This is a genomic window from Desulfurobacterium pacificum (genome assembly GCF_900182835.1).
In the GTDB taxonomy this organism is placed as follows: Bacteria; Aquificota; Aquificia; order Desulfurobacteriales; family Desulfurobacteriaceae; genus Desulfurobacterium_B; species Desulfurobacterium_B pacificum.
This window is the reverse complement of sequence record NZ_FXUB01000006.1, coordinates 13,468-35,725: the sequence shown is the minus strand read 5'-3', so window position 1 is coordinate 35,725 and position 22,258 is coordinate 13,468. Positions and strand designations below refer to the sequence as shown.

Below are 22,258 nucleotides of genomic sequence, written 5' to 3'. Positions count from 1 at the left end.
AACAGGACCTTTTACCGTATCAATAAAGATATACCCTCTATCGTTAAAAATCTATAATCCCTTAATGCCTGAACTATTAATTTTTTCGTCTTTCTATCATCACATTTATACTTTTTACACTCCCTGTAAATATCCCAAGCAATCTTATAAGCGTTTAGAACCTCCCTTCTCAATCGCTTCTTTAAATCTTGCTTTAAAGAACTCTCTTTACTAACAAAAGAAATTATGGTCGTATCAACTAAATCCTTCAGACGCTTCTTATTCTGCTCAACGACAGTAAAATAGATAGCATTTTCTAACTCTTTCCTGAAAAATACATTTATCGCGAATACTGACGTAACTGTAAGCGCCGTCAAAACAAGAAGGATAAGAACAACTAACTGCGTCTTTTTTACTTTACTTACTTCTTCTGTTTCCTTTATTTCTTCTTCAAACTGCTGCGTCTCCAAACTCCTCCCCTCAAAAACAAACTGCTAAAATTCACTATCCAGAAAATATTATAGGAGGTATTCGTTGAAAAAGCCACCTTATAAAGCATACCAAAAGAAGAAAGAGGAACCTCCCATTCACATACCTGAAAAAATAGACACTCCACAGGCTGAACAATTAGTTTCTGACATTTACAAACTCTATGACTTATTAACAAAACATTGGAAGAAATTAGCTCTCATAACAGCCATCGTAGTGCTAATGGCAGGCAGCTGGGGAATATACAAATGGCACAAAATCAGCATAGAAAAGCAAGCTGCGTTAATAGTAGATAAAGGACTATTCTACTTAAGAAACGGAAAAGAGAAAGAAGCGATAAAATACTTCAACATAGCTGTTTCCAAATTTCCGAATGCCCCCTCATCAAAAATCGCAGCGTTCTTAGCAGGAAAGTTGGGAAATCAAACTTCTCTTTTAGAAAAGTGTAGAAACTATAAAAATTTTCTGGTCTCTCCTCCTGCAACAACAACTTTAACAGCAAAAGCGTTAGATAAAAACCAGATAAACAAGGCAGAATCTCTATTGGATACAATCAAACGGGATAAAGACTGGACCTATCCAGAAGCCTTAGAATACAGGGAAATAGCCGGATTAATGAAAGGTAACATACAGGAAGCTAAAGACGCTTTAGATGCACTAAAAGGAGATTACCAGAATCTCCCCATAACACAACTCGCACAGCAGCTCCTTTCTAAATAGGAGGAACAATGGAATTTAAGACAATAAGAGGTGTTGAAGATTTAATACCTCCTGAAAGTGAAAAGTTTGAAAAAGTAGTAGAAACTTTCAAGGAAACAGTCAAAACTGCAGGTTTTAAAGAAGTTATACTTCCCATATTTGAAGAAGCAAAGCTCTTCTCTCGCAGTGTCGGAGAAACCACTGATATAGTTCAAAAAGAAATGTACATATTTGAAGACAAAGGCGGAAGAACAATAGCGCTTCGTCCAGAAGGAACAGCATCGGCAGCAAGAGCATACATTCAACACGGAATATACGCAAAAGAACCTTTTACAAAATGGTTCTATGTAGGACCAATGTTCCGATTTGAGAGACCTCAAGCCGGAAGGAAAAGGCAGTTTTTCCAGGCAGGCTGTGAAGTATTCGGACTATCCAATCCAGGTGCTGATGCAGAACTTATACAAACAGCTCAAGAGATTCTCAACAAACTAAAGATAGATACAACCCTGGAAATAAACTCTATCGGCTGTGAAAACTGTCGCCCGCTCTACAGGAAAGCTTTAATAGAATACCTACAAAAACATGAAGAAAAACTCTGTCAGGACTGCAAAGAAAGATTTAAAAGAAATCCCCTGAGAGTTTTAGATTGCAAAACAGAAAGCTGTCAGGAAATAGTTAAAAACGCACCCATAATTACCGATTTCCTATGTGAAGAGTGTAAAGAACATTTTGAAAAAGTTAAGAATTACCTGACTCTGCTAAACGTCACGTTTAACGAAAATCTCCACCTGGTCCGCGGCCTTGACTACTACACAAAAACTGTCTTTGAATTCAAATCAACCCAATTAGGCGCACAAAGCACTGTTTTAGCAGGCGGACGCTACGATAAATTAGTAGAAGAACTAAAGGGTCCTTCCACACCGGCTTTAGGCTTCGCAATGGGAATAGACAGAGTAATGCTTCTCATTCCAGACGAAGAACCAGAAAGAGAAGGTATATTCATAGTGACAGGCGGTGAAAAAGCTTACGAAGAAGGCTTAAAACTCCTAATTCTCTTGCGCCAGAAAGGCATAAAAACTCAGATAGACCACAGACAGGGAAGCTTTAAATCCCAGCTCAAAGCAGCAGACAGAGAAAAGGCAAAATACGTAGTAATAATCGGCGACAGAGAATTAGAAGAAGGATTCTATTCTCTAAAAGAATTAGAAACTGGAAAACAGGAAAAGATAACTTCCGTAGAAGAACTGATAGCACGGATTTAAGATGAAAAAGGTTCTCATATTAGGCTCTACAGGCTCTATAGGAGAAAACACGCTAAAAGTTATAGAACAATTTCCTGAAAAATTTCAGGTCGTAGGACTCGTAGCGGGCAGCAACGAAAATAAACTATTAAGACAGGCAGAAAAATTCTCACCCAAAGCAATAGCCCTCTTCAACAACTTCTCTTCAAAACCAAAAAACGTTAAAACATACGAAGGACTTGAAGGAATAAAAAAACTCATAGAAGAGATAGATTTTGACATTGCAGTTTCTGCGATAACCGGTTCAGCAGGCATAATGCCAACCTACTGGTGCGCCTGCAAAGGCGCAAGAATAGCTCTTGCCAACAAAGAATCTTTAGTCTGCGCTGGTAAATTTATAAAAGAAAAAGCAAAGGAGATAATCCCCGTTGACAGCGAACATTCTGCCATTTTTCAGTGTCTTCAGGGTGAAAAGAAGGAAAATGTAAAAGAAATAATCCTCACAGCATCCGGAGGACCTTTTAGAAACAGAGAAAATTTAGAGTCAGTAACGGTAGAAGAAGCTCTGAACCATCCCAACTGGAGTATGGGTAAAAAAGTAACGATAGATTCGGCAACGCTGATGAACAAAGGACTTGAAGTCATAGAAGCCTTCTGGTTATTTGAACTACCATCTGAAAAAATTAAAACGGTAATTCACCCCCAGAGCATCGTCCATTCGTTAGTTAAGTTTATAGACAATTCAGTTATTGCACAGATGGGAACTGCTGATATGAAAATCCCCATTGCCTACGCCCTTTCCTACCCCGACAGGCTTCCACTTCCATTTCCAGAACTCAACCTCAACCTCTACGGACTCAATTTGGAATTTGAAGAACCAAACACAGAAAAATTCCCATGCCTCAGGTTAGCTTACGAATCCCTGAAGGCAGGATACCCTTATCCAATAGTCCTAAACGCAGCAGATGAAGTAGCCGTAGAACTCTTCCTGAACAAAAAAATCAAGTTCATCCACATACCTGCCATAATAGAAGAAACCCTGAACCGATTTAATGCCCCGCCCCCCTTTTCAATTGAAGAAGTTACAGAAATAGACAGAAGAGCAAAAGAGTTAGCAAAAAAAGTAGCGGGGAAATACATTGTTTAAAGGTCTCATCCACGTTTACACCGGTAACGGTAAAGGAAAAACAACTGCTGCTCTGGGTCTAACCATACGGGCAGCCGGAAATGGGCTAAAGTGTTGCTTCATTCAGTTTATAAAAGGGAAACCATCCGGTGAAATGTTTGTCCTCAAAAATTTCCCGCAAATAACGTTTATTCAAACAGGAAGGAAAAACTACGACTTCAATCCCACAGAAGAAGACAAAACGTTAGCAGAAAAAGGACTGAAATTAGCAGTAGATTTAGCTCCCCGGTTTGATCTGATGGTTTTGGATGAAATAAACGTTGCCGTTCACCTTAAATTTCTAAAAACTCAGGATGTCGTCAGCTTTATAAAAAACAAACCAGAAAACTTAGAATTGGTTCTCACAGGCAGACACGCACCTGCTGAATTCATAAAATTGGCAGACTACGTAACCCATTTTGAACTGATAAAACACCCCTACTACAAGAATATAAAAGCAAGGAAGGGCATAGATTACTGATGATTTCTCTAACAGAAACGTTCGTATCAATACAGGGAGAAGGTTTAAGCGTAGGAAAGCCCGCCTTTTTTATCAGAACGGGAACGTGCTCTATCCAATGTAAACTATGCGACACGTCATATTCCTGGAACAGTGCAAAAAAAGTTTCCATATCCCATTTAACACAAATAGTAAAGGAACAGAACATTCCAACAATCATAATAACCGGCGGTGAACCTTTGGAAGAAAAAGATATCAACATTTTGATAGAAGAACTTAGCAAGCTGAAAAACGTAAAAGAGATAATAGTGGAGACCTGCGGCGCAATATTTAGAAACGATTTACTACAGCAAAAGCTAAAGTTGGTAGTATCGCCAAAACCACCATCCATGAAGGAAAATTTCCCTGTAGAAAACGCGCTCAAACTTCTAAAGTTTTACGAAAATTCAGAACTAAAAATCGGCGTCCTGACAGGTGAAGACTTTTACTTCGCAAAAAATTTAATACTGAAAGCAAAACCGTTCCTTTCTCTTCCTCCGGTTATTCAGCCCATAGAAACGCCGGAAGAAAGCTATTCAGAAACCGTTAAAAAAGTCATTCAAATAGTTCTATCTGACAAAGAATTCATAAATGAAACAAACGTTCGTATAATTCCACAAATTCATAAACTCATAGGGATAAAGTAGTGTTCTGGCTCTACAACTTACTGATACTACTATCCATACCAGTTTTTCCATTGATAAAGCTTAAAAGTAAAAAAAGAGGAAACGTATCTTTAAAAAATCGCCTTTCATCTTTTGTTCCCCCAAAAGCCAGAGGCAGAATTCTCCTTCACGCCGCCAGCATTGGTGAAATCAACACATGTAAACCACTCATAGAAACTTTGAAAGACAGAATAGCCATAACCACCTTTACAGATTACGGACTCTCAAGAGCAAGAAAACTCTTCCCTGAAGTCCCATCAAGAGTAATTCCACTTGACTTCTATCCCCTCACAAAGTCTTTTCTGAAAAGAGGCAGATTTAGAAAAATCCTCATATTTGAAACAGAAATCTGGCTTTCCCTTCTAAGGTCGGCAAAAGAACTTAATATCCCGGTATACTTCATAAGCGGCAAAATATCTGAAAAAACTTTCAAACGCCTGCAAAAATTCAAACCCTTCATATTCCCACTCCTCTCAAACGCTGTTTTTTTAGCAAAAAGCGAAACAGACGCAATAAAAGCCAGACAGCTAGGCTTTAAAGAAACCAGAGTAGTAGGGAATCTAAAATTCGCCTTCACGCAACCTGAAAAAGTGCCCCTAACAGTGAAAGGAAACAGAAAAATTATCCTCTGGGGAAGCACGCACGAAGGCGAAGAAGAATTAGCCGTCAAAACCCATTATTACCTCAAATCCAAAGGTCTAAATCCGCTAACCATAATAGCCCCAAGGCACATCAATAGAAAAATCCCCACCCCACCTTCCCAAACCACTTTCCGCAGCCAGACAAAAGTGGTTGAAGAAAATGTAGAATTCTACGTAATAAACACTATAGGAGAACTATCTTCCCTTTACGCTTACTGCGACGTAGCAGTCATAGGAGGAAGTTTCGTAAAAGGAATTGGAGGGCACAACCCTGTGGAAGCAGCAGCCTGGAAAAAACCTGTGATAGTAGGAAAGCACGTTGAATCTTTTGAAGACGTCGTGGAAACGCTACAAATACCTAAAATAGAAGCATCTCAAATATCGGAAACGCTAAAAAAACTACTATCAAACGAAGCGGAAAGAGAAAACCTTGCAGAAAAAATCCACAAAAACTACCTTAAACAGAAAAACGTGTTGGAAAAGATTCTCAAGGCTATAGGAGAAAGCGATTGAACGCAGAAACGTTAAGAAAGAAAGTAGCTAAAAAAGAAGGTGCTTACGCCCTTCTATACCCCCTATTTTTCGCACTATCAATTCTCTACTGTGCAATTGCAAGAATAAGAAACAAATTCTACGACTGGAAAATCCTCCCCTCAACCTCCTTCCCAATTCCCGTCATATCCGTAGGCAACGTAATTGCAGGCGGCAGCGGAAAAACCCCCTTAGTTGAATCAATCTACACCATCTTAGAAGAATCCGGATTCCGCCCGGCAATCGTTACAAGAGGCTATAAAGGAAACTTTAAAGGAACCGCCATAGCCACACCTGATGCGAAAAAGTTTGGAGATGAAGCTTCCGTCTACGCGCTCAAAAACTACTTTACTGTAGTCAGCAAAGACAGGGCAAAAGGCGTTCAATTCGCTGCAGAAAACGGCGCAAACGCAGTAATATTAGATGACGGCTTCCAGCACAGAAAGGTAATTCCCACAATCAACATAGTTGCAATAGACCCATTCAAGCCCTTCGGAGACAACAGATGCCTACCATTAGGATTACTGAGAGAACCCCTATCAGGGCTTGAAAGAGCAGATGCCTTCGTAATAACAAGAGCAAACGTAGTAAGCAAAAAGCGTCTTGAAAGCGTTGAACTATACCTCAAAACCTACCGCAAACCCATCTTTTTCGGCAGTCAGGAATTCAAATACTGGATAAACAAAAACTTCCAGAAAACCCTACCACCCGAAAAAGAGATAGACGTCTTCTGCGGAATCGGAAATCCCGGACAGTTCGTTGAAATGCTCATAAAAATGGGATTTAAAATAAGAAACCTTTTCATCTTTGAAGACCACCACAACTACACAGAAAAAGAATTAGAAGAGCTATCAAAACTTCAAAACCCCGTAACAACAGAGAAAGACCTGATAAAAATCCACGATAAAATAAACTTTGACGTTAAAGTACCCGTTCTCAGAATGGAAGTTTCCGGACTGAAAGAGTTTCTTCTAAACAACATAAAAAACGTAGAAAAAGCTGAAGAGGAGAACCTTGAAGAAGGTATCGCACCTGCTGGAGTATCTGCTTTTGAAAGCAAGTCTCTCCTTTCTACAAAACGTTAGCAGAGAAACGGCATTTAAAGTAGGAGATGTTCTATCAAATTTAGCCTACAACGTGCCAAGAATAAAAAAGGTAACAGAAACTAACCTGAAATTTACAGGATACCCGGCGTCAATAGGCATAAAAAGCCTGCAGAACTTCGTCAGGTGTTCCATAGACTTTTTCCGTTCACAAAAATATTCCTTTGAAGAACTCTCATCTCTTGTAGAAGAATGCCCCCTTGAAAAAATCCCCCCCGGCGGCGGCATCCTCCTTACAGCCCACATAGGCAACTGGGAACTGATGGGTGCTTACTTTTCCGTAAAATCGGGCGGAAAACTATCAGTTATAGCAAAGCCAATGAAAAACAAAAAAGTTGACGCCCTCATCAACAGTATCCGTCAGAAATGGGGAACAAAAGTCATACCAACCGGTAACGTCATAGAGATGGTAAAAGACCTGAAAAGAGGAAGATACGTAGGAATACTCCTTGACCAGAGACCAAAAGTCAAAGAAGGCGTCCTCACAGAATTTTTGGGGAGAAAAACCTATACCAACAAAGGTGCAGCCATACTCAGTATAAAGACAGGAAAACCTGTAATACCTGCCTTTTGTTTTGTAACGGATAAAAACAGATACAGAATAGAAATCGGAAGCCCCATCTATCCAGAAAACAAATCGGTAGAAGAACTAACTGTTCTATACACGAAAGAGATAGAAAAAGCCGTAAAGAAACATCCAGAACAGTGGTTCTGGTTCCACAACAGGTGGAAAAATTCCCCCGAATTCAAAGAGTTTTTAAAAACTCCCCCCTAAAGGGGGAGAAAAACTAAAACTCAAGGTTATAAAAAACCTCTATTCCTTTAAATACAGCACCGCCGTTCAACATTTCCTCAATTCTCAAAAGCTGGTTGTATTTGGCATTACGCTCACTCCTTGCAGGCGCACCAGTCTTAATTTGACCGCTGTTAACAGCAACAGCTAAATCTGCAATAAAAGTATCTTCCGTCTCACCAGACCTGTGAGATATAACTGTTGTATAGTTCGCCTTCTTCGCCATCTCAATAGCGTCAAGAGTTTCAGTCACCGTTCCAATCTGGTTAAGCTTTATAAGTATGGAATTGGCAAAACCTTCCTTGATACCAATTCTTAAAAGGTCAACGTTCGTAACAAATACGTCATCACCTACAAGCTGAACCTTATCACCAAGTGCAGCCGTTAAAAGTTTCCATCCCTCGTAATCATCTTCAGCCATGCCGTCTTCAATAGAGATAATAGGATACTTTTCTACAAGCTGCCTATAAAAATCAACAAGTCCTTCTCTATCAAACTTTTTCCCTTCACCTTCAAGCTCGTAAACGCCATCACCCTTGTAGAACTCTGAAGATGCAGCATCAAGAGCTATCATAATATCTTCACCGGGAACGTAACCTGCCTCTTCAATAGCCCTCAGAATAACCTGTATTGCCTCTTCGTTTGAAGCAAGGTTCGGTGCAAAACCACCTTCATCTCCTACGTTCGTAGAGTGTCCCATTCTCTTCAAAACCTTCTTAAGAGTATGGTAAACCTCAACGCCCATCCTTAAAGACTCAGAAAGACTCTCCCCACCAACAGGCATAATCATAAATTCCTGCAGGTCAACGTTGTTATCTGCATGAACACCACCGTTAAGGATGTTCATCATAGGAACTGGCAACTCTTTAGCGTTAGTTCCACCTATATACCTGAAAAGCGGCAATCCTAACTCCTCAGCAGAAGCTCTACACACAGCCATAGAAACGCCGAGTATAGCGTTAGCTCCAAGATTGCTCTTGTTTTCTGTTCCATCAAGTTCAAGCATAAGCCTGTCTATATTCACCTGGTCTGTTGACTCAAGACCGATAAGTGCAGGAGCGATAACTTCGTTTACGTTCTTAACAGCCTTCAAAACACCCTTCCCCATATAACGCTTAGGGTCTTTGTCTCTCAGCTCTAAAGCTTCCTTTTCACCTGTAGAAGCCCCACTCGGAACAGCAGCCCTTGCAACAACACCACTTTCAAGAGCCACCTCTACTTCAACAGTAGGATTACCTCTTGAATCAAGAATTTCTCTCGCTCTTACATCAACTATTCTGGACATCTATACCTCCTTCATAAAGCTTTTTCAGTTTATCACAAACCTTTCCCGTATAATCCTCAATCTCAAAAATCCTCCCCTCCTCACTCTCTCTACAGCTCACAACAACGAAAGGAAGACCTTCAAGTTCCTCCAAAACCGGCTCTCCCCACTCTATCGCCTTTATCCTCTCATCCTCCAAAATCTCTTCAATCCCAATATCCTCAAAATTTCCTTTTACCCTGTAAAGGTCCATATGAACAAAGTTATCGTACTCGTGAACAACGTTAAATGAAGGGGAAGAAATCTCATTTTCCGAGATTCCCATAGCAACAGCCATTCCTCTTACAAACTCCGTCTTCCCACAACCCAAATCGCCTTTCAAAATCACAACTAAACCAGGAAAAGAAACCTTTCCCAAAAGTCTTCCCAAATTCCTCGTATCTTCAACAGTTCTGCATAAAAACTCACATCTATTCAACTCTCTGACCCACAAGAGCAACTTTCTTAATACCGCTCTTTCTCAAAACGTCCAAAAGAGTAAAAACGTACCTGTAAGGCGTATCCTTATCAGCCTTAATAAAAATCTTTTTATCCTTTGGAAGAACAGAAGCAAGTTTTACAGGGTCGGTATAAACCTTCCCTTTAAAATAGATTTTTCCCCACTTATCCATAACAACCTTCACTATTCCTGCAGTGCTCTCAACAGCTGCACCGCCCTTTGGAACCTGAACCTTTATCTCTCCACCAGAAATAAACTCGGTTGTAACGGCAAGAAAGATAACAAGCATAAGGGATAAGTCCAGAATAGGAGAAAGGTTAATATCAGCAATAAGTGACTTCTTATTTTCCCTTAACTTCAATTTCTCTTCCTCATAAAATCTTCATGGGCTTTTTTCCACAGCACAGCAGCTTCCTTACACTCCTCAACAGTCGGAACGAGCGCAATTCTGAAAAAACCCTCTCCACCCTCACCGAAGAATTCACCCGGCGAAACAACTATTCCGTAGTTAAGCAGATGAACTGCATACTCCTCACCAGAAACACCTTCAGGAAGCTTCACCCAGAAATAGAAAGTCGCTTCAGGAACTTCAAACTCCAGTCCCAACTCTTTAAACAACTCAGCAAAAACGTCCCTCTTACGACGGAAAATCCCCCTTCTCTCTTCAACGTGCTTCTCATCCTCCCACGCAGCTTTTGCAGCCTGCTGAACGAAATCTTGAGATGCAACGCCAAAAGAAGAACGCCACTTTAAATAGGTAGAAACTATTTTCTCATCACCTGCAACAAAACCGGAACGGTAACCCGTCATTCCGCTTCTCTTAGAGAGGGAATGGAAAACCACTGCTCCTTCTTTACCAACCTGGAGTAAAGACGGCGGCTTACTCTCAAAGTAAATCTCCGTATAACACTCATCCGAACACAGAATAATTCCGTATTCCCTACAAATACCGTAAACCTCTTCCAAATAAGAAAGAGAAGCTACAGCTCCCGTAGGGTTATGAGGGTAGTTAATCCACACAATAGCCGTCTCTTCAAGTAAAGAAGAAGGCAGTTTATCAAGCCTTAATAGAAACTGCTCTTCATATTTCAATCTAACAGGAACAGTTTCACCGCCAGCAAAAAGCGTTCCCCTTTCGTAAACAGGATACGCCGGCATCCCGTAAATTACTTTCCTCCTTTCAGAGTCGATATCTATAAAAACCAAAGGAAAGTGAAAAATCGCCTCTTTAGAACCGGAAGTCGGAATAACTTCACGTTCTGGATTCAGAGAAACGCCAAACCTTTTCTCAAACCACCTTGCAATTGTTTCTCTCAAATCCTTTCTTCCCTTAACAGTAGGATACTGGCTAACTTCAGGAACAGCCTTTATAAGCGCCTCCCTGATAAAGGGAGGCGTTGGCTCTTTAGGGTCACCAGTCCCAAAATCGTATATCTTCAATCCCTTAGCTTTCGCTTCCTCTTTAGCTCTATTAAGCCTATCCTGCGGGTAAGCTTTAAGAGAACGAACCTTGCTGTTCATACAAACTCCCTAAAAGGTAAATCCTGCTTCAGCAAAAGCACCTTTTATTTTAATGTCGGAAGAGATATCGCTTATATCGTCAATCTTAAGTCTCTGATACCTGTATCCTACACCAACAAAAAGTCTTTTCACAGGATAAACCTTAAACTCTCCTGTCAAGTCGTAAAACTGACTTCCAGAGTAACCTATCCAGTTTCCTGAAAACTCCAAACCAAGTTTTTCAACAGGTTTAATAACTCCATCAAGGTGAACCATAGGCACAGGAATAGTAGCAGATTTTGATTCACTCTTTTTGTCGTTGGTAATAGGAGAAACAGCTACAACTTTAGCGTAGCCATCTATCACTTTAACGTTAACGCCCCAGTTTAAATCAATCTTTCCTGCCGTAAGTGCTTTAACAAACGGAACGCCATAGGTAAGAGTAATATCTACCTGATTAGCTCTAAATTCAGCGTCCACTTTGTCTGTTGCATTAACCGTAATATCACCAAACGTAAAGTTTACTGTTGGTGTTCCGCTACCTGTAAATTTCATCTTTGTATATTGAACTTTTACATCCGGCAAAATAGGAATTCCTTTAATCGCAAACCAACCTTCAGGTCTTGTTTTACTGGAAAAGTGCAAATCACTCTTTAAATCAACGTGCGTAGTAGCAGAAACTCCTGTCCCAGAAACGTTATCCTTCTTATACTCTATCCACCCTGTAGGGTTTTCTTTCCAGCCTCCTGCTCCTCCCTCAATAGTAATAGCATAGGAAGCTGAAGTAGAAACTAAAAGCACTGCAACAGCTGATAAAAACCTCTTCATAACCACTTCCCTCCCTTTATTTTAGTTTTGATTAATTAACTCTTTCAATTTTTCCAACACTTTCTCAGCATGCCCGTTAGCCCTGACCTTCTTCCATACGTAAGCTACCTTCCCATCAGGGTCTATGAGGTAGGTACTTCTGACAACCCCGTAATACTCACGACCGTAAGATTTTTTAAGCTGCCACGCACCATAAGTTTTTACAACTTCCTTATTTACATCGCTAAGAAGTGTAACCCTCAACTCTTTTTTATCCTTAAACTTTTTATGACTCTCAACCGAATCAGGACTAACTCCTAAAACAACAGCTCCTAACTTCTCAAATTCACCTAAAAGTTCACTAAACTGTTGAGCCTCTTTAGTGCATCCAGGTGTATTATCCTTCGGATAGAAATATAGAACCACCCATTTGCCCTTTAAGTCTTTTAAACATAGTTCTCTACCTGTATCGTCAGGCAAACAAAACTCTGGCGCCTTCTGTCCAACTTCAAGCAAAATAGCCTCCCGAAATTGGTTTCCAGAATTATATCCAAAACACTTGCTTTTACCGAATTAGTGCTATAAACTTTCCCCCGTCAAATCCAATCCAAGGGTGGAGGAAATAGAATGCCCAATACAAAATCCGCTAAAAAGAGACTTCGCCAAAACATAAAGAGAAGAGAGAGAAACAGGTACTACGTAAGAAGAATGAAAACAGAAGCAAAGAAAGTTCTCAAGGCTGTTGAAGAAGGAAACCTTGAAGCAGCAAAAGAGCAACTTAAAGTAGCTATGAAGTGGATAGAAAGAGCTGCAGCAAGGGGAGCAATCCACAAAAACGAAGCTGCAAGAAGACAATCAAAAGTGGCAAAAGCCGTTGCCGAGCTTGAAAAGAAATTTGCAGCTGCCCAATAACTAAACTATATTTTTAGAGCAACAATAAAAGAGTAGGACCGTAGCTCAGTGGGAGAGCGCCACCTTGACGCGGTGGAGGTCAGGGGTTCGAAACCCCTCGGTCCTACCATTTTTCTTTTGAGGTAACCTAATGATAGACTTTTCTCTATACGTAATTACAGACGAACGCTATCTCAACGTCTTTAATATCTACGAAGCAGTAGAAAGAGCTATTTTCGGCGGTGCTACAGTAATTCAGTACAGAGCGAAAAGAAAAACAGCAAAAGAGATGTTTGAAGAAGCCTCTTTAGTAAGAGAGGCAACTAAGCATCACGACATTCCATTTATAGTCAACGATAGGTTGGATTTAGCTTTAGCGGTTGAAGCAGACGGAGTCCATTTAGGGCAGGAAGATTTACCTATTGACGCTGCAAGAAGAATAGCAGGCAATCATTTTATAATAGGTCTTTCAACCCATAACTTAAATGAAGTAGAGGAAGCCTCAAAAGAAAAGTTTGTAGACTACATAGGTTTCGGACCTATATTCCCCACAACCACAAAAGAAAATCCAGCCCCCACTACCGGAACAAAACTTCTCTGTGAAGCTGTAAAAATTTCCTCCCTCCCTGTAGTGGCAATCGGCGGCATCAACGAATCAAACGTAGACGAAGTCCTTAAATGTAAGCCTGCTGGCATAGCAGTGGTAAGAGCTGCCTTTGAAAGCGGTGACCCTTACGAAAACGTAAAAAAGCTGAGGGAAAAGATTGAAGGAAAGATTTAAATCCATCGGAGAAAAGTTAATATTCCTCTCCGCCATTATCTTCTCAATTTCCCTTCCAACATCAATAGCGCTGGACAACGTTGCTGCAGGAATCGGAATTTTAGGACTACTTATATACCTGCTCAGCAAAGTTCAATTTCCCCTTCCTCCTATTAAACCGCTTCTATTCTTTACTATCCCTGAATTCATAAGCTCCCTTTTCAACGTTGAAATGCTTAAAAAACTTACAAAATATACGGATATCAATCACCATTTAGTTTCTTATTTCATATCATTCAAAGTGTTTTTGAAAGAAAACAGCAACTTGCTATTGACCCTCCTCTCAATATCCACAATTGTCTCTTCGCTTATCTTAGCTTTTGAAGCCTTCACTCACCAAAGCATCAGACATTTCAACATTCACGCCTTACACCTATTCTCCTCACCTACAAGACCAAGAGGATTTTTAAACAACCCTCTAACCGAAGCAGGCGTTTTATATTTACTCTTTTTGCTATTTACTTTCCTCAGTTTCAAAGAAAACAGAAAACTCTACCCATTAACCGCAATTTTCTCGCTGATAGGTATTATCCTGACTCAAAGCAGGTCTTACTGGCTTGGATGTGGACTGTTTTTCTTCCTGCTATTCTTTTACAGCTTAAAGAAACACAAAAAAATTTCTATTGTTATAGCTTTACTCTCACTACTTTCTATAGGCTTAGTTACAACAATTCCCTCACTCAAACACCGATTAGAAAGTATAGATAACGTCAAAACAAATGCGAGTAACATAGATAGACTAACCATCTGGAACTCCTATCTCAAAGCCTTCAAATATGAATACTCTCCTCTACAACTTTTAATAGGCGCTGGAGAAAAAGGAAAGCAGTTAGCTGCTAAACACCTTGAAGAAAGCTTCAAAGAAATCTATAAAAGAACTGAATCCAAAGAGAAAGAATTAGCCCATTTCCATAGAGGCGAAACCCACAACATCTACCTTAAATTTTTGGCAAAATACGGAATATTAGGACTTTTAGGCTACCTCTTATTCTGGCTATACATACTATACTTCAACTTTAAGTTTTCCAAAATCCTCCCTCCTCTCTCCATCATCTCTTTCGGCTATTTAGGCTTCATGTTAGCAGGCTTCTTTGAAAATAACTTCACCGACGCAGAAATCCAATTCACCCTCTTTTTCCTATTAGGATTCAACTTTGCAGTCATCAAAAAACTAAAAGACAATTTGCCTTCCACCCAATAAACCATACATTTATTTCAAATAAAATTAGACGAGGGCAACAATGTTCATAGCTAAATTCAAATACATGGATACAGAAAAAACCGGACTTGCTACTTCAGAAATCAAACTCAACTACAACGAAAAAGCGGTAGTAAAAACAGACAGAGGGGAGGAAATAGTCAAAATCCTCAATACTTACGACTTTGACGAACAGGCGCTCTTAAAATTCAATCTTTCTCCCTCTTCTCTCTACAAACTCCTCAGAAAAGCAACAGAAGAAGACCTGAATAAATTTACAGAAAACGAGTTATTCTCAACTGAAGCGCTTGAAATATGCAAGGAAAAAGTTGAAAAACATCAACTACCGATGAAGTTAGTTAAAGCCTACACAACCTTAAATAGAGAAAGAATAGTTTTTTACTTTACAGCAGAATCCCGCGTTGACTTCCGCCAGTTAGTAAGAGATTTGGCTTCACACTTTAAAACAAGAATAGAACTAAGACAAATAGGCGTTCGCGACGAAGTTAAAATGATAGGCGCCGTAGGAATGTGCGGTAGAATCTGTTGCTGCAAAGAGTTCCTTGAATGTTTTGATTCTGTATCCCTGAACCTTGCAAGGCTTCAAGGACTCCCTCCCAACCCTGCAAAACTTTCAGGAACGTGCGGAAGGCTAATGTGCTGCCTCAAATACGAAGAAGCCAACTACTACATCAAAAACTTCCTCCCCGATGTCGGAGAAGAGATAGAAACCCCCGAAGGGAAAGGAACAGTCGTTGATGTTAACGTCATACTGGAAACCATCACGGTGGAAATAGAGGGACTGGGAAGAAAACAGTTTTCCATAAGACAATTTATAACCGAAGAAATATGGAACAAATACATAGAAAAGCTAAAAGAAAGAACCGATGATAGATTCAAATGCTTTACAAGAGCTGGAGTTATAGGCAATGAAAGTGATTCAGACGTTAACGAGTCCGCTGAATAAACTCTTTATATACGAAACAGAAGATGGATTCAACGTTGAATCGGTCTTTTATAAAGGAGAACGCCTCTGTATATCAACTCAAGTAGGATGTCCCATAGGTTGCTGTTTTTGTGCTTCCGGAATGAAAGGTTTTTTCAGAAACTTAACAGCAGAAGAAATAATAAAGCAGTATGAACTTCTAAAAAATCAGCTTCCAATAAAAGGAATAGCCATAGCAGGAATAGGAGAACCAGCTTTTAACGTAGAAAACGTCGTAGAAGCCATTAACTACTTCAGGAAAATCGGACTAAAAGTAACAATAAGCTCAACAGGATATCCCCTCAAAAACTTTAAAACTCTAATTGAATCAAATCATAACGGACTAACCATCTCTGTTCACGCTGTCTCTTCAGAAAAAAGAGAAAAGATATTTAAATTAAAAGAAAACCTAAATGAAATATTAAACGTAGTAGAGGAACACCTTTCCCAATCCTCTTCCTCACGGAGAAAAAAATTCCAGTTAGGCTACCTCCTCATAAAAGGTCTAAACGACAGCGAGGAAGAACTCAGAAAATTAGCAGAACTGGCGAAAAAGCACCGCTTTACCGTAATGCTTATGATGTTCAATGAAGTTAAAGGAATTCCTTATAAAGCTGTATCAAAAGAAGAATACGAAAAAGCTTTCCTGTTTCTAAGAAAACACGGAGTAAGAATAACCCTTAGCAATCGGTTCAGAACAGATAAATTAGGAGGATGCGGAACCCTAACAATAGCAAGAATGGCAGGAGGAAGGGATGATAGTTAAAGAAGGAGAACTTCCCGGAATAGGAAAGAAATACTCCTTAGTGACAGAAAACGGCGACACCATAGTTGTAGTAATCCACCACACAGGTAAAAGAGAAATCTACTACTTTGAAGATGACAGCGAAGAGCCAGAAGCCGTTATAGAACTGACAGACGAAGAAGCAAGAACGTTAGGAACAATCTTAGTAGGAGCTCTCTTCCAGCCAACCTCCGATGAAGAAAAGATTGGCTTTCTTATGAAGCACCTCGCTTTTGAATGGATAAAAATCCCCGAAAACTCCTTCCTCTGCGGCAAAAGCATAAAAGAATTAGAAATTAGAAAGAAATTTGGCGTAATCATCGTTGCAATAATAAGAGATGGAAACGTGATAGTCTCTCCATCTCCCCTTTTCCAGCTTCAGCCGGGCGATACAATCGTAGTTGTTGGAAGCCTTGAAAACATCAAAAATTTCCTCAAAGCTGTAGAGGAGAAAAAATCGTAATGGAAGCAATTCTTACCCACCTGACAATATTTCTAACAGCACTACTATTTTCTTACATCCTGTCAAAAAAAACCGGTATTCCAGTAATCCCCATTTACATCGTTGCCGGAATACTTATTTCCACAATAGCCCATATTCACGAAGCGCATATTTTTGAAACCTTAGGAGTCATTCTCCTGCTTTTCTACATAGGACTTGAATTTTCAGTTGCTGAATTAGAAAAAAACCTTAAAAACATACTCTCTGTAGGAGTTACAGACCTCGTTTTAAACGTCACCCCTCTTTTTGTCGTAGCAAAGCTGTTAGGTTTTGACAACTTCACTTCTTTCGTTCTTTCCATAATTCTCTATCCAAGTTCTTCCGCAATAATCTCAAAACTACTTATAGACTACAGAAAATTAGCAAACCCGGAAGTTGACCCCGTTCTCTCCATTTTGGTCTTTGAAGACATTGCCGCTGCCATATTCTTAGCCCTCATTTCAAACCTATCATCTACCAACTCTTCCCCAACTGCTTCCTTAGCCATAACGTTTAAAATATTCCTCTTCATTTTCATAGCTTTCATAATCGTGAAAAACACAAACAAACTTATAGACATAGCCTTTCACAGGTTAGGAACGTCTTCAGAATTTGTAGTTCTACTTACCGGAAGCCTTATGTTTTTGATAATAGAAGCAACCTTAGGTTTCGGTCTTTCTGAATCTATAGGCGCATTTTTAGCCGGAACGCTATTCGCAGAAAGTTCCTTCAAGCATCAGGTAGAATCCGTAGTAATTCCATACAGAGACCTTTTAGGAAGTCTGTTCTTCCTCAGCTTCGGACTATCAATAGACCCGAAAATATTTTCAGTAGAGATAATTCCACTTCTTACCCTCCTTTTAATTCTCTCTTTTGCAACGAAAATCCTCACCGGCATCGCAGCCGCCAAGCTCTACGGTTTAAAACTTAAAAGGGGAGTATCTGCAGGAATAATGCTCCTACCAAGAGGAGAGTTTTCCATATTAGTAGCAGCTTCAACTCCCAAACTGCTTCCTCTAACAGCCCTTTACGTTCTTACATCCTCAATCATCGGCTCAATAACCCTAAAAGAGTCTGATAAACTACTTTCCGTAATCTTCCGCAAAAAGAAAAAGCGAAAAAGTAAACTTACAAGAAGTCAGCTACTGGGGGAGTAAATGTTTATAACCTTTGAAGGTATAGAAAACTGCGGAAAATCCACCCAATCCAAGCTCCTCTACGAGTGGCTCTTAGACAACGGCTACTCAGTAATACTAACCAGAGAACCCGGTGGAACGCCGTCAGCAGAAGAGATAAGAGATTTTCTCCTGAAAAACCGAGAAGAACACTTCCCACCTTTTTCTGAAGTGTGTCTATACATAGCAGCAAGAGGATTCCACGTAAAAAACCTTATAAAACCTGAACTTTCAAAAGGAAACGTAGTAATATGCGACCGCTTCTCCGATTCCACAATCGCTTACCAGGGCTACGGCAGAGGGTTACCGATAGATTTAATAAAAAGAATGGACGAGCAAGCAAGAGAAGGAATCAAACCCGACATTACATTTCTCATTGATATCCCCGTAGAAGAAAGTTTTAAAAGGTTAAAAGAAAAGGAAAAAGATAGGATAGAAAGCGAAAGTGTAGAATTCCACGAAAAAGTAAGAAACGGTTTTTTAGCGATAGCAAAAGAAGAACCTGAAAGAGTAAAAGTGATTGACGGCATAAAACCGATTGAAGAGATATTCAAAGAGATACTTACCGTAGTAATGGAGAAGTTACAATGTCCCTAAATACAATCATCGGACACTCTTTTCAGATAAATAAAATCAAAGAGTTACTTCAAAAAGATGCATTTCCACAGAGCTCCATATTCTCCGGTGTAGAAGGCATAGGTAAAAAACTCATCGCCTTTGAAATTCTAAAAACGCTAACAAAAAGCGAAATGAACGTAAAAGTGATAGGAACAGAAAAAGGCGCAACGATAGAAGAGATAAGAGAATCTTCTTCCTGGCTCTTCACAAAACCGCAATCAGGAACAGGTAAAGGGCTCATAATAGATAATGCCGATGAGATGAGAAGAGAAGCAGCAAATGCCCTCCTTAAAACCCTTGAAGAACCACCCTCTTACGGATACATAATACTGATAACCAAAAACGAAAATGCCCTTCTGCCAACCATTAAATCCCGCTGTAAGATATTTCGTTTTTCCCGACTAAACAACTCTAACGTAGCTTACATATTAGAAAAACAAGGCTTGGAGTATAACGAAAAAATCCTCAAACTCTGCGGTGGCAGCCCCGGAATAGCCATAAGACTCCTTGAGAGCCAAGTTCCAGAACTGATGGAAGAGTTTTCTTCTTTCCTCAAAACGAAAAACAAAGCTCAAAACCTTTTAAAATTCAGCTCAAGTTTTGCTAACATTTCCCGTGAAGAAATGGAACTGTTTTTAACAGCCTTAGAAAACTTACTACTTGAAAAGGACGCCTTTTTCCAATGGATGCCGCTAATTCAGAAAGCAAAAAGCTACTTAAAATTCTTTGCTAAACCCCAATCGGTAATAGAATGGATGGTTCTAAGCACGCTCTTTAAAAAAGAGAGGAGGTAAAATTGACCGAATACCAGGAGAGAATAATCAACTGGCTTAGAGAACTCAAAGAGAAGGAAAAACCAACCGAAGTAATAAGCTTTTACAACGGTCTTCCCATAAGAACGAGAGTAAACGTTTTAGATGTTGACGATTCCGGCAAATTCGTCCACTGGAACTTCACTCCTAAACTCCAGTTAGCAGTAGAGGAAACAGGAAAAATATTTACCCCTTTCTTTGACAAGCTCTACAAAACTTCAAGGATGCTTGAATCCCCCGTTATCTACTACAGCAAAGATTTTATGGAAACGACACTGCCCAAACCAACAGCAGATGGAAGGTTTAACAGAGAATACCTGCGAATCTCCGTTTCCGACACTCTACCACTTAAAGCAAAACTAATAGTCAACAACAAAACAGTAGAAGCAACCCCTATAGATATTTCGGAAGGAGGAATAGGACTACTCATACCCGAGAAGGACCTTGAAAGCGGAGAAAAAGTCCATCTCATAGTGGAATTTCCATCATGCAGAACTGCAGAAACAGAAGGAGAAGTAGTAAGAGTAGAGAACACATCTAAAGGGAGAAGAACAGGAATAAAATTCATTAACCCCTCTAAAGCATTCCAAAACGAAGTTAACAGATATATAATGGCGAGACAGAGGGAAATCATGAATCAAATCAGGATGTTGGCAGAATGAGCGAAACAGAGGCACTTCTAACTTCTCTTGAGAAACTACTGTTAAAAGAAAGGGAACTTCTACTAAAGGGAATCAAATCGGCAAAAGAAGCTCAGGAAATAGAGAAAATTGAAGGACAAAAGTTGGAAGTTCTTTCAAAAATTGCGCAACTAAACGAAGAAGAACTAAAACCTTTCAAAGAAAAGGTCAAAGTTCTCAGCTCATTAAACGCAGAAATCAAAAATTTACTCATAAACAACATGAACTTCCTTGAATCCATCATGAAAGAACTCTTCCCCGAAGAAAATATCACTTACGGCAACAAAAATAGCAAGCAGTCCCTTTTCAATAAAAAAATTTAAAGATTTTCTCCTCCTTCCGATAATCAATTATGATAAACTCTATTAAAGGGGAAAAATCATGATTAACGGTATAGACAACGTAAGTGTTCAAGTAAACGTTGAGTTGATGAAAAAGATGCTTGAGTTTCAAAAGGAATTAATGCAACAACTAATAGAAGGTTCTCTCTCAAACGTTTCATCTAACATAGATAACTCCGTCCACAGCGGACAGATAATCAATCTGTTAGTTTAGGAGGCACAATGGCACTATTCGCTGCCCTTTCAATAGCAAGCCAAGCGTTACTTGCCAACAAAACAGCGATAAACACTACCAACAGAAACATGTCTAACGCCTATACTGATGGATATTCAAGAGAAGTTCCGGTATTTACCGATGTTCCAGGTGGTGGAACGTCAATAGAAACGATAAAAAGAGTCTTCAGCAAAATGTACTTTACAAGGTACGTATCCCAAAACCAAAATTACAATTCCCTCTCTTCATATCAAGACATATTAGAACAGATAGAAAGCGTCTTTAATGATATGCAGGGCAGCGGCTTCTCAAACGAACTAAACAAATTCTTTGACGTTATGAACGACATCGCACTCAACCCTGCTGATTTAGCTCCAAGGGCTGAGTTTATATCTACGGCACAAGCACTGGTAGGACGCATAAGAGACAGTTACTCAACGTTATCAGAGATTAAGCAAACAGCAGTAAACAAAATAAGAGATGAAATCAACGCTCTAAACGACAAATTAAAAGCCTTAGCAGAGGTAAACAAAAACTTAAAACTTTACGCTGACTCACCTGACAGATTAAATCAATACCTGGACAAAAGAGACCAGCTCATAAAAGAGATAAGCGATACGTTAGATGTGAAAGTTCAAATGAACGACAACGGAACTGTAAATCTATTCACAGCAAAAGGTTTCGCTTTGGTCTTAGATGATAGGGCGAACACAATAGAATTTAAAACAGATGAAAACAACAATCCCCAGATATACGTATCATCTACAAACATAACAAGAGATATAGAAAACGGAACTATAGGCGGAACTTTAAAAGGAATAAACGCTATAAACGAAGCTATAGATAAACTTAATACGTTTACCACAACGTTTGCCAATGCAATAAACAACCAACAAGAACAGGGTTACGACCTATACGCCACACCAGGTTCAACCACCCCCAATGGAGAAGCTCTATTTACTACGGACAACGGAAGCACAACCATAGACGCTTCAAACATAACGTTAAACTTCACAGACCCCAAAAAAATAGCCGCTGCAAGCAGCTCAGACAATTTAAATGCTGACAATGAAAACATAAAAGCAATGATATCTTTAAAAGACAACACATGGGCGGACCTTAACAACATGAGTTTCTCCGAGTACTACAACACAGAAATCGTATCTGCACTTGGAAGTGAATTAGAGTACGTAAAGAACAGAACAGAAAACAGCAAATTTCTTTTAGACAGTATAGAAGATAAGATGAAAGAACTATCATCCGTTAACATGGATGAAGAGTTAATTAATCTTACAAAATATCAGAGAGCTTACGAAGCTGCCGCAAGAGTAGTAACCGTTACAGATGAACTACTCCAAACAGTATTAGGAATGGTGGGGTAAAA

28 protein-coding genes and 1 tRNA gene are annotated in these 22,258 nt (G+C 39.6%); 22 read left to right on the top strand and 7 right to left on the bottom strand.

From position 1 onward, the window contains the following. Window positions 1-11: 11 nt before the first annotated feature. Window positions 12-449 (bottom strand): cache domain-containing protein, encoded by a 438-nt coding sequence (locus QOL23_RS08495; protein ID WP_425604258.1) that lies wholly within the window; start codon window positions 447-449, stop codon window positions 12-14. A 64-nt stretch (window positions 450-513) separates the two neighbouring features. On the opposite strand from QOL23_RS08495, the gene QOL23_RS08015 reads away from it, so the two are divergent. From QOL23_RS08015 to QOL23_RS07980, 8 genes are read left to right on the top strand one after another with little or no spacing between them, the layout of a single operon-like run. Then, on the top strand, window positions 514-1,188 hold the full coding sequence (locus tag QOL23_RS08015) for a YfgM family protein (protein ID WP_283401068.1): 675 nt from the start codon (window positions 514-516) through the stop codon (window positions 1,186-1,188). An 8-nt stretch (window positions 1,189-1,196) separates the two neighbouring features. Further along, the gene (gene hisS, locus QOL23_RS08010; RefSeq protein WP_283401067.1) at window positions 1,197-2,429 is read left to right on the top strand and encodes a histidine--tRNA ligase; all 1,233 of its coding nucleotides are present in this window, start codon (window positions 1,197-1,199) and stop codon (window positions 2,427-2,429) included. 1 nt (window position 2,430) lies between these two features. Next, the gene (dxr, locus tag QOL23_RS08005) at window positions 2,431-3,555 is read left to right on the top strand and encodes a 1-deoxy-D-xylulose-5-phosphate reductoisomerase (protein WP_283401066.1); all 1,125 of its coding nucleotides are present in this window, start codon (window positions 2,431-2,433) and stop codon (window positions 3,553-3,555) included. After that, window positions 3,548-4,054: a cob(I)yrinic acid a,c-diamide adenosyltransferase gene (locus tag QOL23_RS08000; RefSeq protein ID WP_283401065.1), complete on the top strand. Its 507-nt coding sequence runs from the start codon at window positions 3,548-3,550 to the stop codon at window positions 4,052-4,054. Before dxr ends, QOL23_RS08000 begins: the two co-directional genes overlap by 8 nt. Further along, window positions 4,054-4,719 (top strand): 7-carboxy-7-deazaguanine synthase QueE, encoded by a 666-nt coding sequence (locus QOL23_RS07995; protein ID WP_283401064.1) that lies wholly within the window; start codon window positions 4,054-4,056, stop codon window positions 4,717-4,719. The genes QOL23_RS08000 and QOL23_RS07995 overlap by 1 nt, the downstream gene beginning before the upstream one ends. Beyond that, a complete protein-coding gene (locus QOL23_RS07990) occupies window positions 4,719-5,891 on the top strand; it encodes a 3-deoxy-D-manno-octulosonic acid transferase (protein ID WP_283401063.1) in 1,173 nt (390 codons plus the stop codon). The genes QOL23_RS07995 and QOL23_RS07990 overlap by 1 nt, the downstream gene beginning before the upstream one ends. Continuing rightward, entirely contained in the window at window positions 5,888-6,994 is a 1,107-nt protein-coding gene (gene lpxK / locus QOL23_RS07985) for a tetraacyldisaccharide 4'-kinase (protein WP_283401062.1), read from the top strand. The genes QOL23_RS07990 and lpxK overlap by 4 nt, the downstream gene beginning before the upstream one ends. After that, complete coding sequence (locus QOL23_RS07980; RefSeq protein WP_283401061.1) at window positions 6,924-7,787, top strand: lysophospholipid acyltransferase family protein; 864 nt, start codon at window positions 6,924-6,926, stop codon at window positions 7,785-7,787. The genes lpxK and QOL23_RS07980 overlap by 71 nt, the downstream gene beginning before the upstream one ends. A gap of 13 nt (window positions 7,788-7,800) precedes the next feature. Here the strand turns inward: QOL23_RS07980 and eno are convergent, their stop codons facing one another. The 6 genes from eno to bcp are packed head-to-tail and all read right to left on the bottom strand — an operon-like array spanning window position 7,801 to window position 12,391. Further along, window positions 7,801-9,090 (bottom strand): phosphopyruvate hydratase, encoded by a 1,290-nt coding sequence (gene eno, locus QOL23_RS07975; RefSeq protein ID WP_283401060.1) that lies wholly within the window; start codon window positions 9,088-9,090, stop codon window positions 7,801-7,803. Continuing rightward, on the bottom strand, window positions 9,074-9,568 hold the full coding sequence (gene tsaE / locus QOL23_RS07970) for a tRNA (adenosine(37)-N6)-threonylcarbamoyltransferase complex ATPase subunit type 1 TsaE (RefSeq protein WP_283401059.1): 495 nt from the start codon (window positions 9,566-9,568) through the stop codon (window positions 9,074-9,076). The genes eno and tsaE overlap by 17 nt, the downstream gene beginning before the upstream one ends. Further along, window positions 9,540-9,929, bottom strand: coding sequence for an ExbD/TolR family protein (locus tag QOL23_RS07965; RefSeq protein WP_283401058.1), 390 nt, complete (start codon window positions 9,927-9,929; stop codon window positions 9,540-9,542). Before QOL23_RS07965 ends, tsaE begins: the two co-directional genes overlap by 29 nt. After that, window positions 9,926-11,089: a succinyldiaminopimelate transaminase gene (gene dapC / locus QOL23_RS07960; protein WP_283401057.1), complete on the bottom strand. Its 1,164-nt coding sequence runs from the start codon at window positions 11,087-11,089 to the stop codon at window positions 9,926-9,928. The genes QOL23_RS07965 and dapC overlap by 4 nt, the downstream gene beginning before the upstream one ends. A gap of 9 nt (window positions 11,090-11,098) precedes the next feature. Further along, on the bottom strand, window positions 11,099-11,896 hold the full coding sequence (locus QOL23_RS07955; protein ID WP_283401056.1) for a TIGR04219 family outer membrane beta-barrel protein: 798 nt from the start codon (window positions 11,894-11,896) through the stop codon (window positions 11,099-11,101). A gap of 21 nt (window positions 11,897-11,917) precedes the next feature. After that, window positions 11,918-12,391, bottom strand: a complete 474-nt coding sequence (gene bcp, locus QOL23_RS07950) for a thioredoxin-dependent thiol peroxidase (protein WP_283401055.1) — start codon at window positions 12,389-12,391, stop codon at window positions 11,918-11,920. A 111-nt stretch (window positions 12,392-12,502) separates the two neighbouring features. Between bcp and rpsT the strand changes: the two genes are divergently transcribed. The 14 genes from rpsT (at window position 12,503) to flgK (ending at window position 22,256) form a co-directional block, all read left to right on the top strand. Next, the gene (gene rpsT, locus QOL23_RS07945) at window positions 12,503-12,787 is read left to right on the top strand and encodes a 30S ribosomal protein S20 (protein ID WP_283401054.1); all 285 of its coding nucleotides are present in this window, start codon (window positions 12,503-12,505) and stop codon (window positions 12,785-12,787) included. A 34-nt stretch (window positions 12,788-12,821) separates the two neighbouring features. Continuing rightward, window positions 12,822-12,896 (top strand) — tRNA-Val (locus tag QOL23_RS07940). A 21-nt stretch (window positions 12,897-12,917) separates the two neighbouring features. Then, entirely contained in the window at window positions 12,918-13,547 is a 630-nt protein-coding gene (thiE, locus tag QOL23_RS07935; RefSeq protein WP_283401053.1) for a thiamine phosphate synthase, read from the top strand. Continuing rightward, window positions 13,531-14,787, top strand: coding sequence for an O-antigen ligase family protein (locus QOL23_RS07930; protein ID WP_283401052.1), 1,257 nt, complete (start codon window positions 13,531-13,533; stop codon window positions 14,785-14,787). Before thiE ends, QOL23_RS07930 begins: the two co-directional genes overlap by 17 nt. 40 nt (window positions 14,788-14,827) lie before the next feature. Next, the gene (locus QOL23_RS07925) at window positions 14,828-15,751 is read left to right on the top strand and encodes a PSP1 domain-containing protein (protein WP_283401051.1); all 924 of its coding nucleotides are present in this window, start codon (window positions 14,828-14,830) and stop codon (window positions 15,749-15,751) included. Then, entirely contained in the window at window positions 15,714-16,535 is an 822-nt protein-coding gene (locus tag QOL23_RS07920; RefSeq protein ID WP_283401050.1) for a radical SAM protein, read from the top strand. The genes QOL23_RS07925 and QOL23_RS07920 overlap by 38 nt, the downstream gene beginning before the upstream one ends. After that, the gene (locus QOL23_RS07915; protein WP_283401049.1) at window positions 16,525-17,016 is read left to right on the top strand and encodes a cation:proton antiporter regulatory subunit; all 492 of its coding nucleotides are present in this window, start codon (window positions 16,525-16,527) and stop codon (window positions 17,014-17,016) included. The genes QOL23_RS07920 and QOL23_RS07915 overlap by 11 nt, the downstream gene beginning before the upstream one ends. Then, window positions 17,016-18,191: a cation:proton antiporter gene (locus tag QOL23_RS07910; RefSeq protein ID WP_283401048.1), complete on the top strand. Its 1,176-nt coding sequence runs from the start codon at window positions 17,016-17,018 to the stop codon at window positions 18,189-18,191. Before QOL23_RS07915 ends, QOL23_RS07910 begins: the two co-directional genes overlap by 1 nt. Further along, window positions 18,192-18,806: a dTMP kinase gene (gene tmk, locus QOL23_RS07905; protein ID WP_283401047.1), complete on the top strand. Its 615-nt coding sequence runs from the start codon at window positions 18,192-18,194 to the stop codon at window positions 18,804-18,806. After that, a complete protein-coding gene (locus tag QOL23_RS07900; RefSeq protein WP_283401046.1) occupies window positions 18,797-19,621 on the top strand; it encodes an AAA family ATPase in 825 nt (274 codons plus the stop codon). The genes tmk and QOL23_RS07900 overlap by 10 nt, the downstream gene beginning before the upstream one ends. 2 nt (window positions 19,622-19,623) lie before the next feature. Further along, entirely contained in the window at window positions 19,624-20,301 is a 678-nt protein-coding gene (locus QOL23_RS07895) for a PilZ domain-containing protein (protein ID WP_283401045.1), read from the top strand. After that, window positions 20,298-20,642, top strand: a complete 345-nt coding sequence (locus QOL23_RS07890; RefSeq protein WP_283401044.1) for a hypothetical protein — start codon at window positions 20,298-20,300, stop codon at window positions 20,640-20,642. The genes QOL23_RS07895 and QOL23_RS07890 overlap by 4 nt, the downstream gene beginning before the upstream one ends. A gap of 58 nt (window positions 20,643-20,700) precedes the next feature. Further along, the gene (locus QOL23_RS07885; RefSeq protein ID WP_283401043.1) at window positions 20,701-20,874 is read left to right on the top strand and encodes a hypothetical protein; all 174 of its coding nucleotides are present in this window, start codon (window positions 20,701-20,703) and stop codon (window positions 20,872-20,874) included. An 8-nt stretch (window positions 20,875-20,882) separates the two neighbouring features. Beyond that, complete coding sequence (gene flgK / locus QOL23_RS07880) at window positions 20,883-22,256, top strand: flagellar hook-associated protein FlgK (RefSeq protein ID WP_283401042.1); 1,374 nt, start codon at window positions 20,883-20,885, stop codon at window positions 22,254-22,256. Window positions 22,257-22,258: the final 2 nt, after the last annotated feature.

Excerpts from the sequence above, each read along its gene's own strand:
- dapC (WP_283401057.1), bottom strand. The coding sequence starts at position 11,089 with ATGAACAGCAAGGTTCGTTCTCTTAAAGCTTACCCGCAGGATAGGCTT.
- QOL23_RS07915 (WP_283401049.1), top strand. The coding sequence starts at position 16,525 with ATGATAGTTAAAGAAGGAGAACTTCCCGGAATAGGAAAGAAATACTCC.
- tmk (WP_283401047.1), top strand. The coding sequence starts at position 18,192 with ATGTTTATAACCTTTGAAGGTATAGAAAACTGCGGAAAATCCACCCAA.
- QOL23_RS07995 (WP_283401064.1), top strand. The coding sequence starts at position 4,054 with ATGATTTCTCTAACAGAAACGTTCGTATCAATACAGGGAGAAGGTTTA.
- rpsT (WP_283401054.1), top strand. The coding sequence starts at position 12,503 with ATGCCCAATACAAAATCCGCTAAAAAGAGACTTCGCCAAAACATAAAG.
- QOL23_RS07890 (WP_283401044.1), top strand. The coding sequence starts at position 20,298 with ATGAGCGAAACAGAGGCACTTCTAACTTCTCTTGAGAAACTACTGTTA.
- QOL23_RS07885 (WP_283401043.1), top strand. The coding sequence starts at position 20,701 with ATGATTAACGGTATAGACAACGTAAGTGTTCAAGTAAACGTTGAGTTG.
- flgK (WP_283401042.1), top strand. The coding sequence starts at position 20,883 with ATGGCACTATTCGCTGCCCTTTCAATAGCAAGCCAAGCGTTACTTGCC.
- thiE (WP_283401053.1), top strand. The coding sequence starts at position 12,918 with ATGATAGACTTTTCTCTATACGTAATTACAGACGAACGCTATCTCAAC.
- QOL23_RS07900 (WP_283401046.1), top strand. The coding sequence starts at position 18,797 with ATGTCCCTAAATACAATCATCGGACACTCTTTTCAGATAAATAAAATC.
- QOL23_RS07910 (WP_283401048.1), top strand. The coding sequence starts at position 17,016 with ATGGAAGCAATTCTTACCCACCTGACAATATTTCTAACAGCACTACTA.
- eno (WP_283401060.1), bottom strand. The coding sequence starts at position 9,090 with ATGTCCAGAATAGTTGATGTAAGAGCGAGAGAAATTCTTGATTCAAGA.
- QOL23_RS07925 (WP_283401051.1), top strand. The coding sequence starts at position 14,828 with ATGTTCATAGCTAAATTCAAATACATGGATACAGAAAAAACCGGACTT.
- QOL23_RS07955 (WP_283401056.1), bottom strand. The coding sequence starts at position 11,896 with ATGAAGAGGTTTTTATCAGCTGTTGCAGTGCTTTTAGTTTCTACTTCA.
- hisS (WP_283401067.1), top strand. The coding sequence starts at position 1,197 with ATGGAATTTAAGACAATAAGAGGTGTTGAAGATTTAATACCTCCTGAA.
- QOL23_RS07920 (WP_283401050.1), top strand. The coding sequence starts at position 15,714 with ATGAAAGTGATTCAGACGTTAACGAGTCCGCTGAATAAACTCTTTATA.
- dxr (WP_283401066.1), top strand. The coding sequence starts at position 2,431 with ATGAAAAAGGTTCTCATATTAGGCTCTACAGGCTCTATAGGAGAAAAC.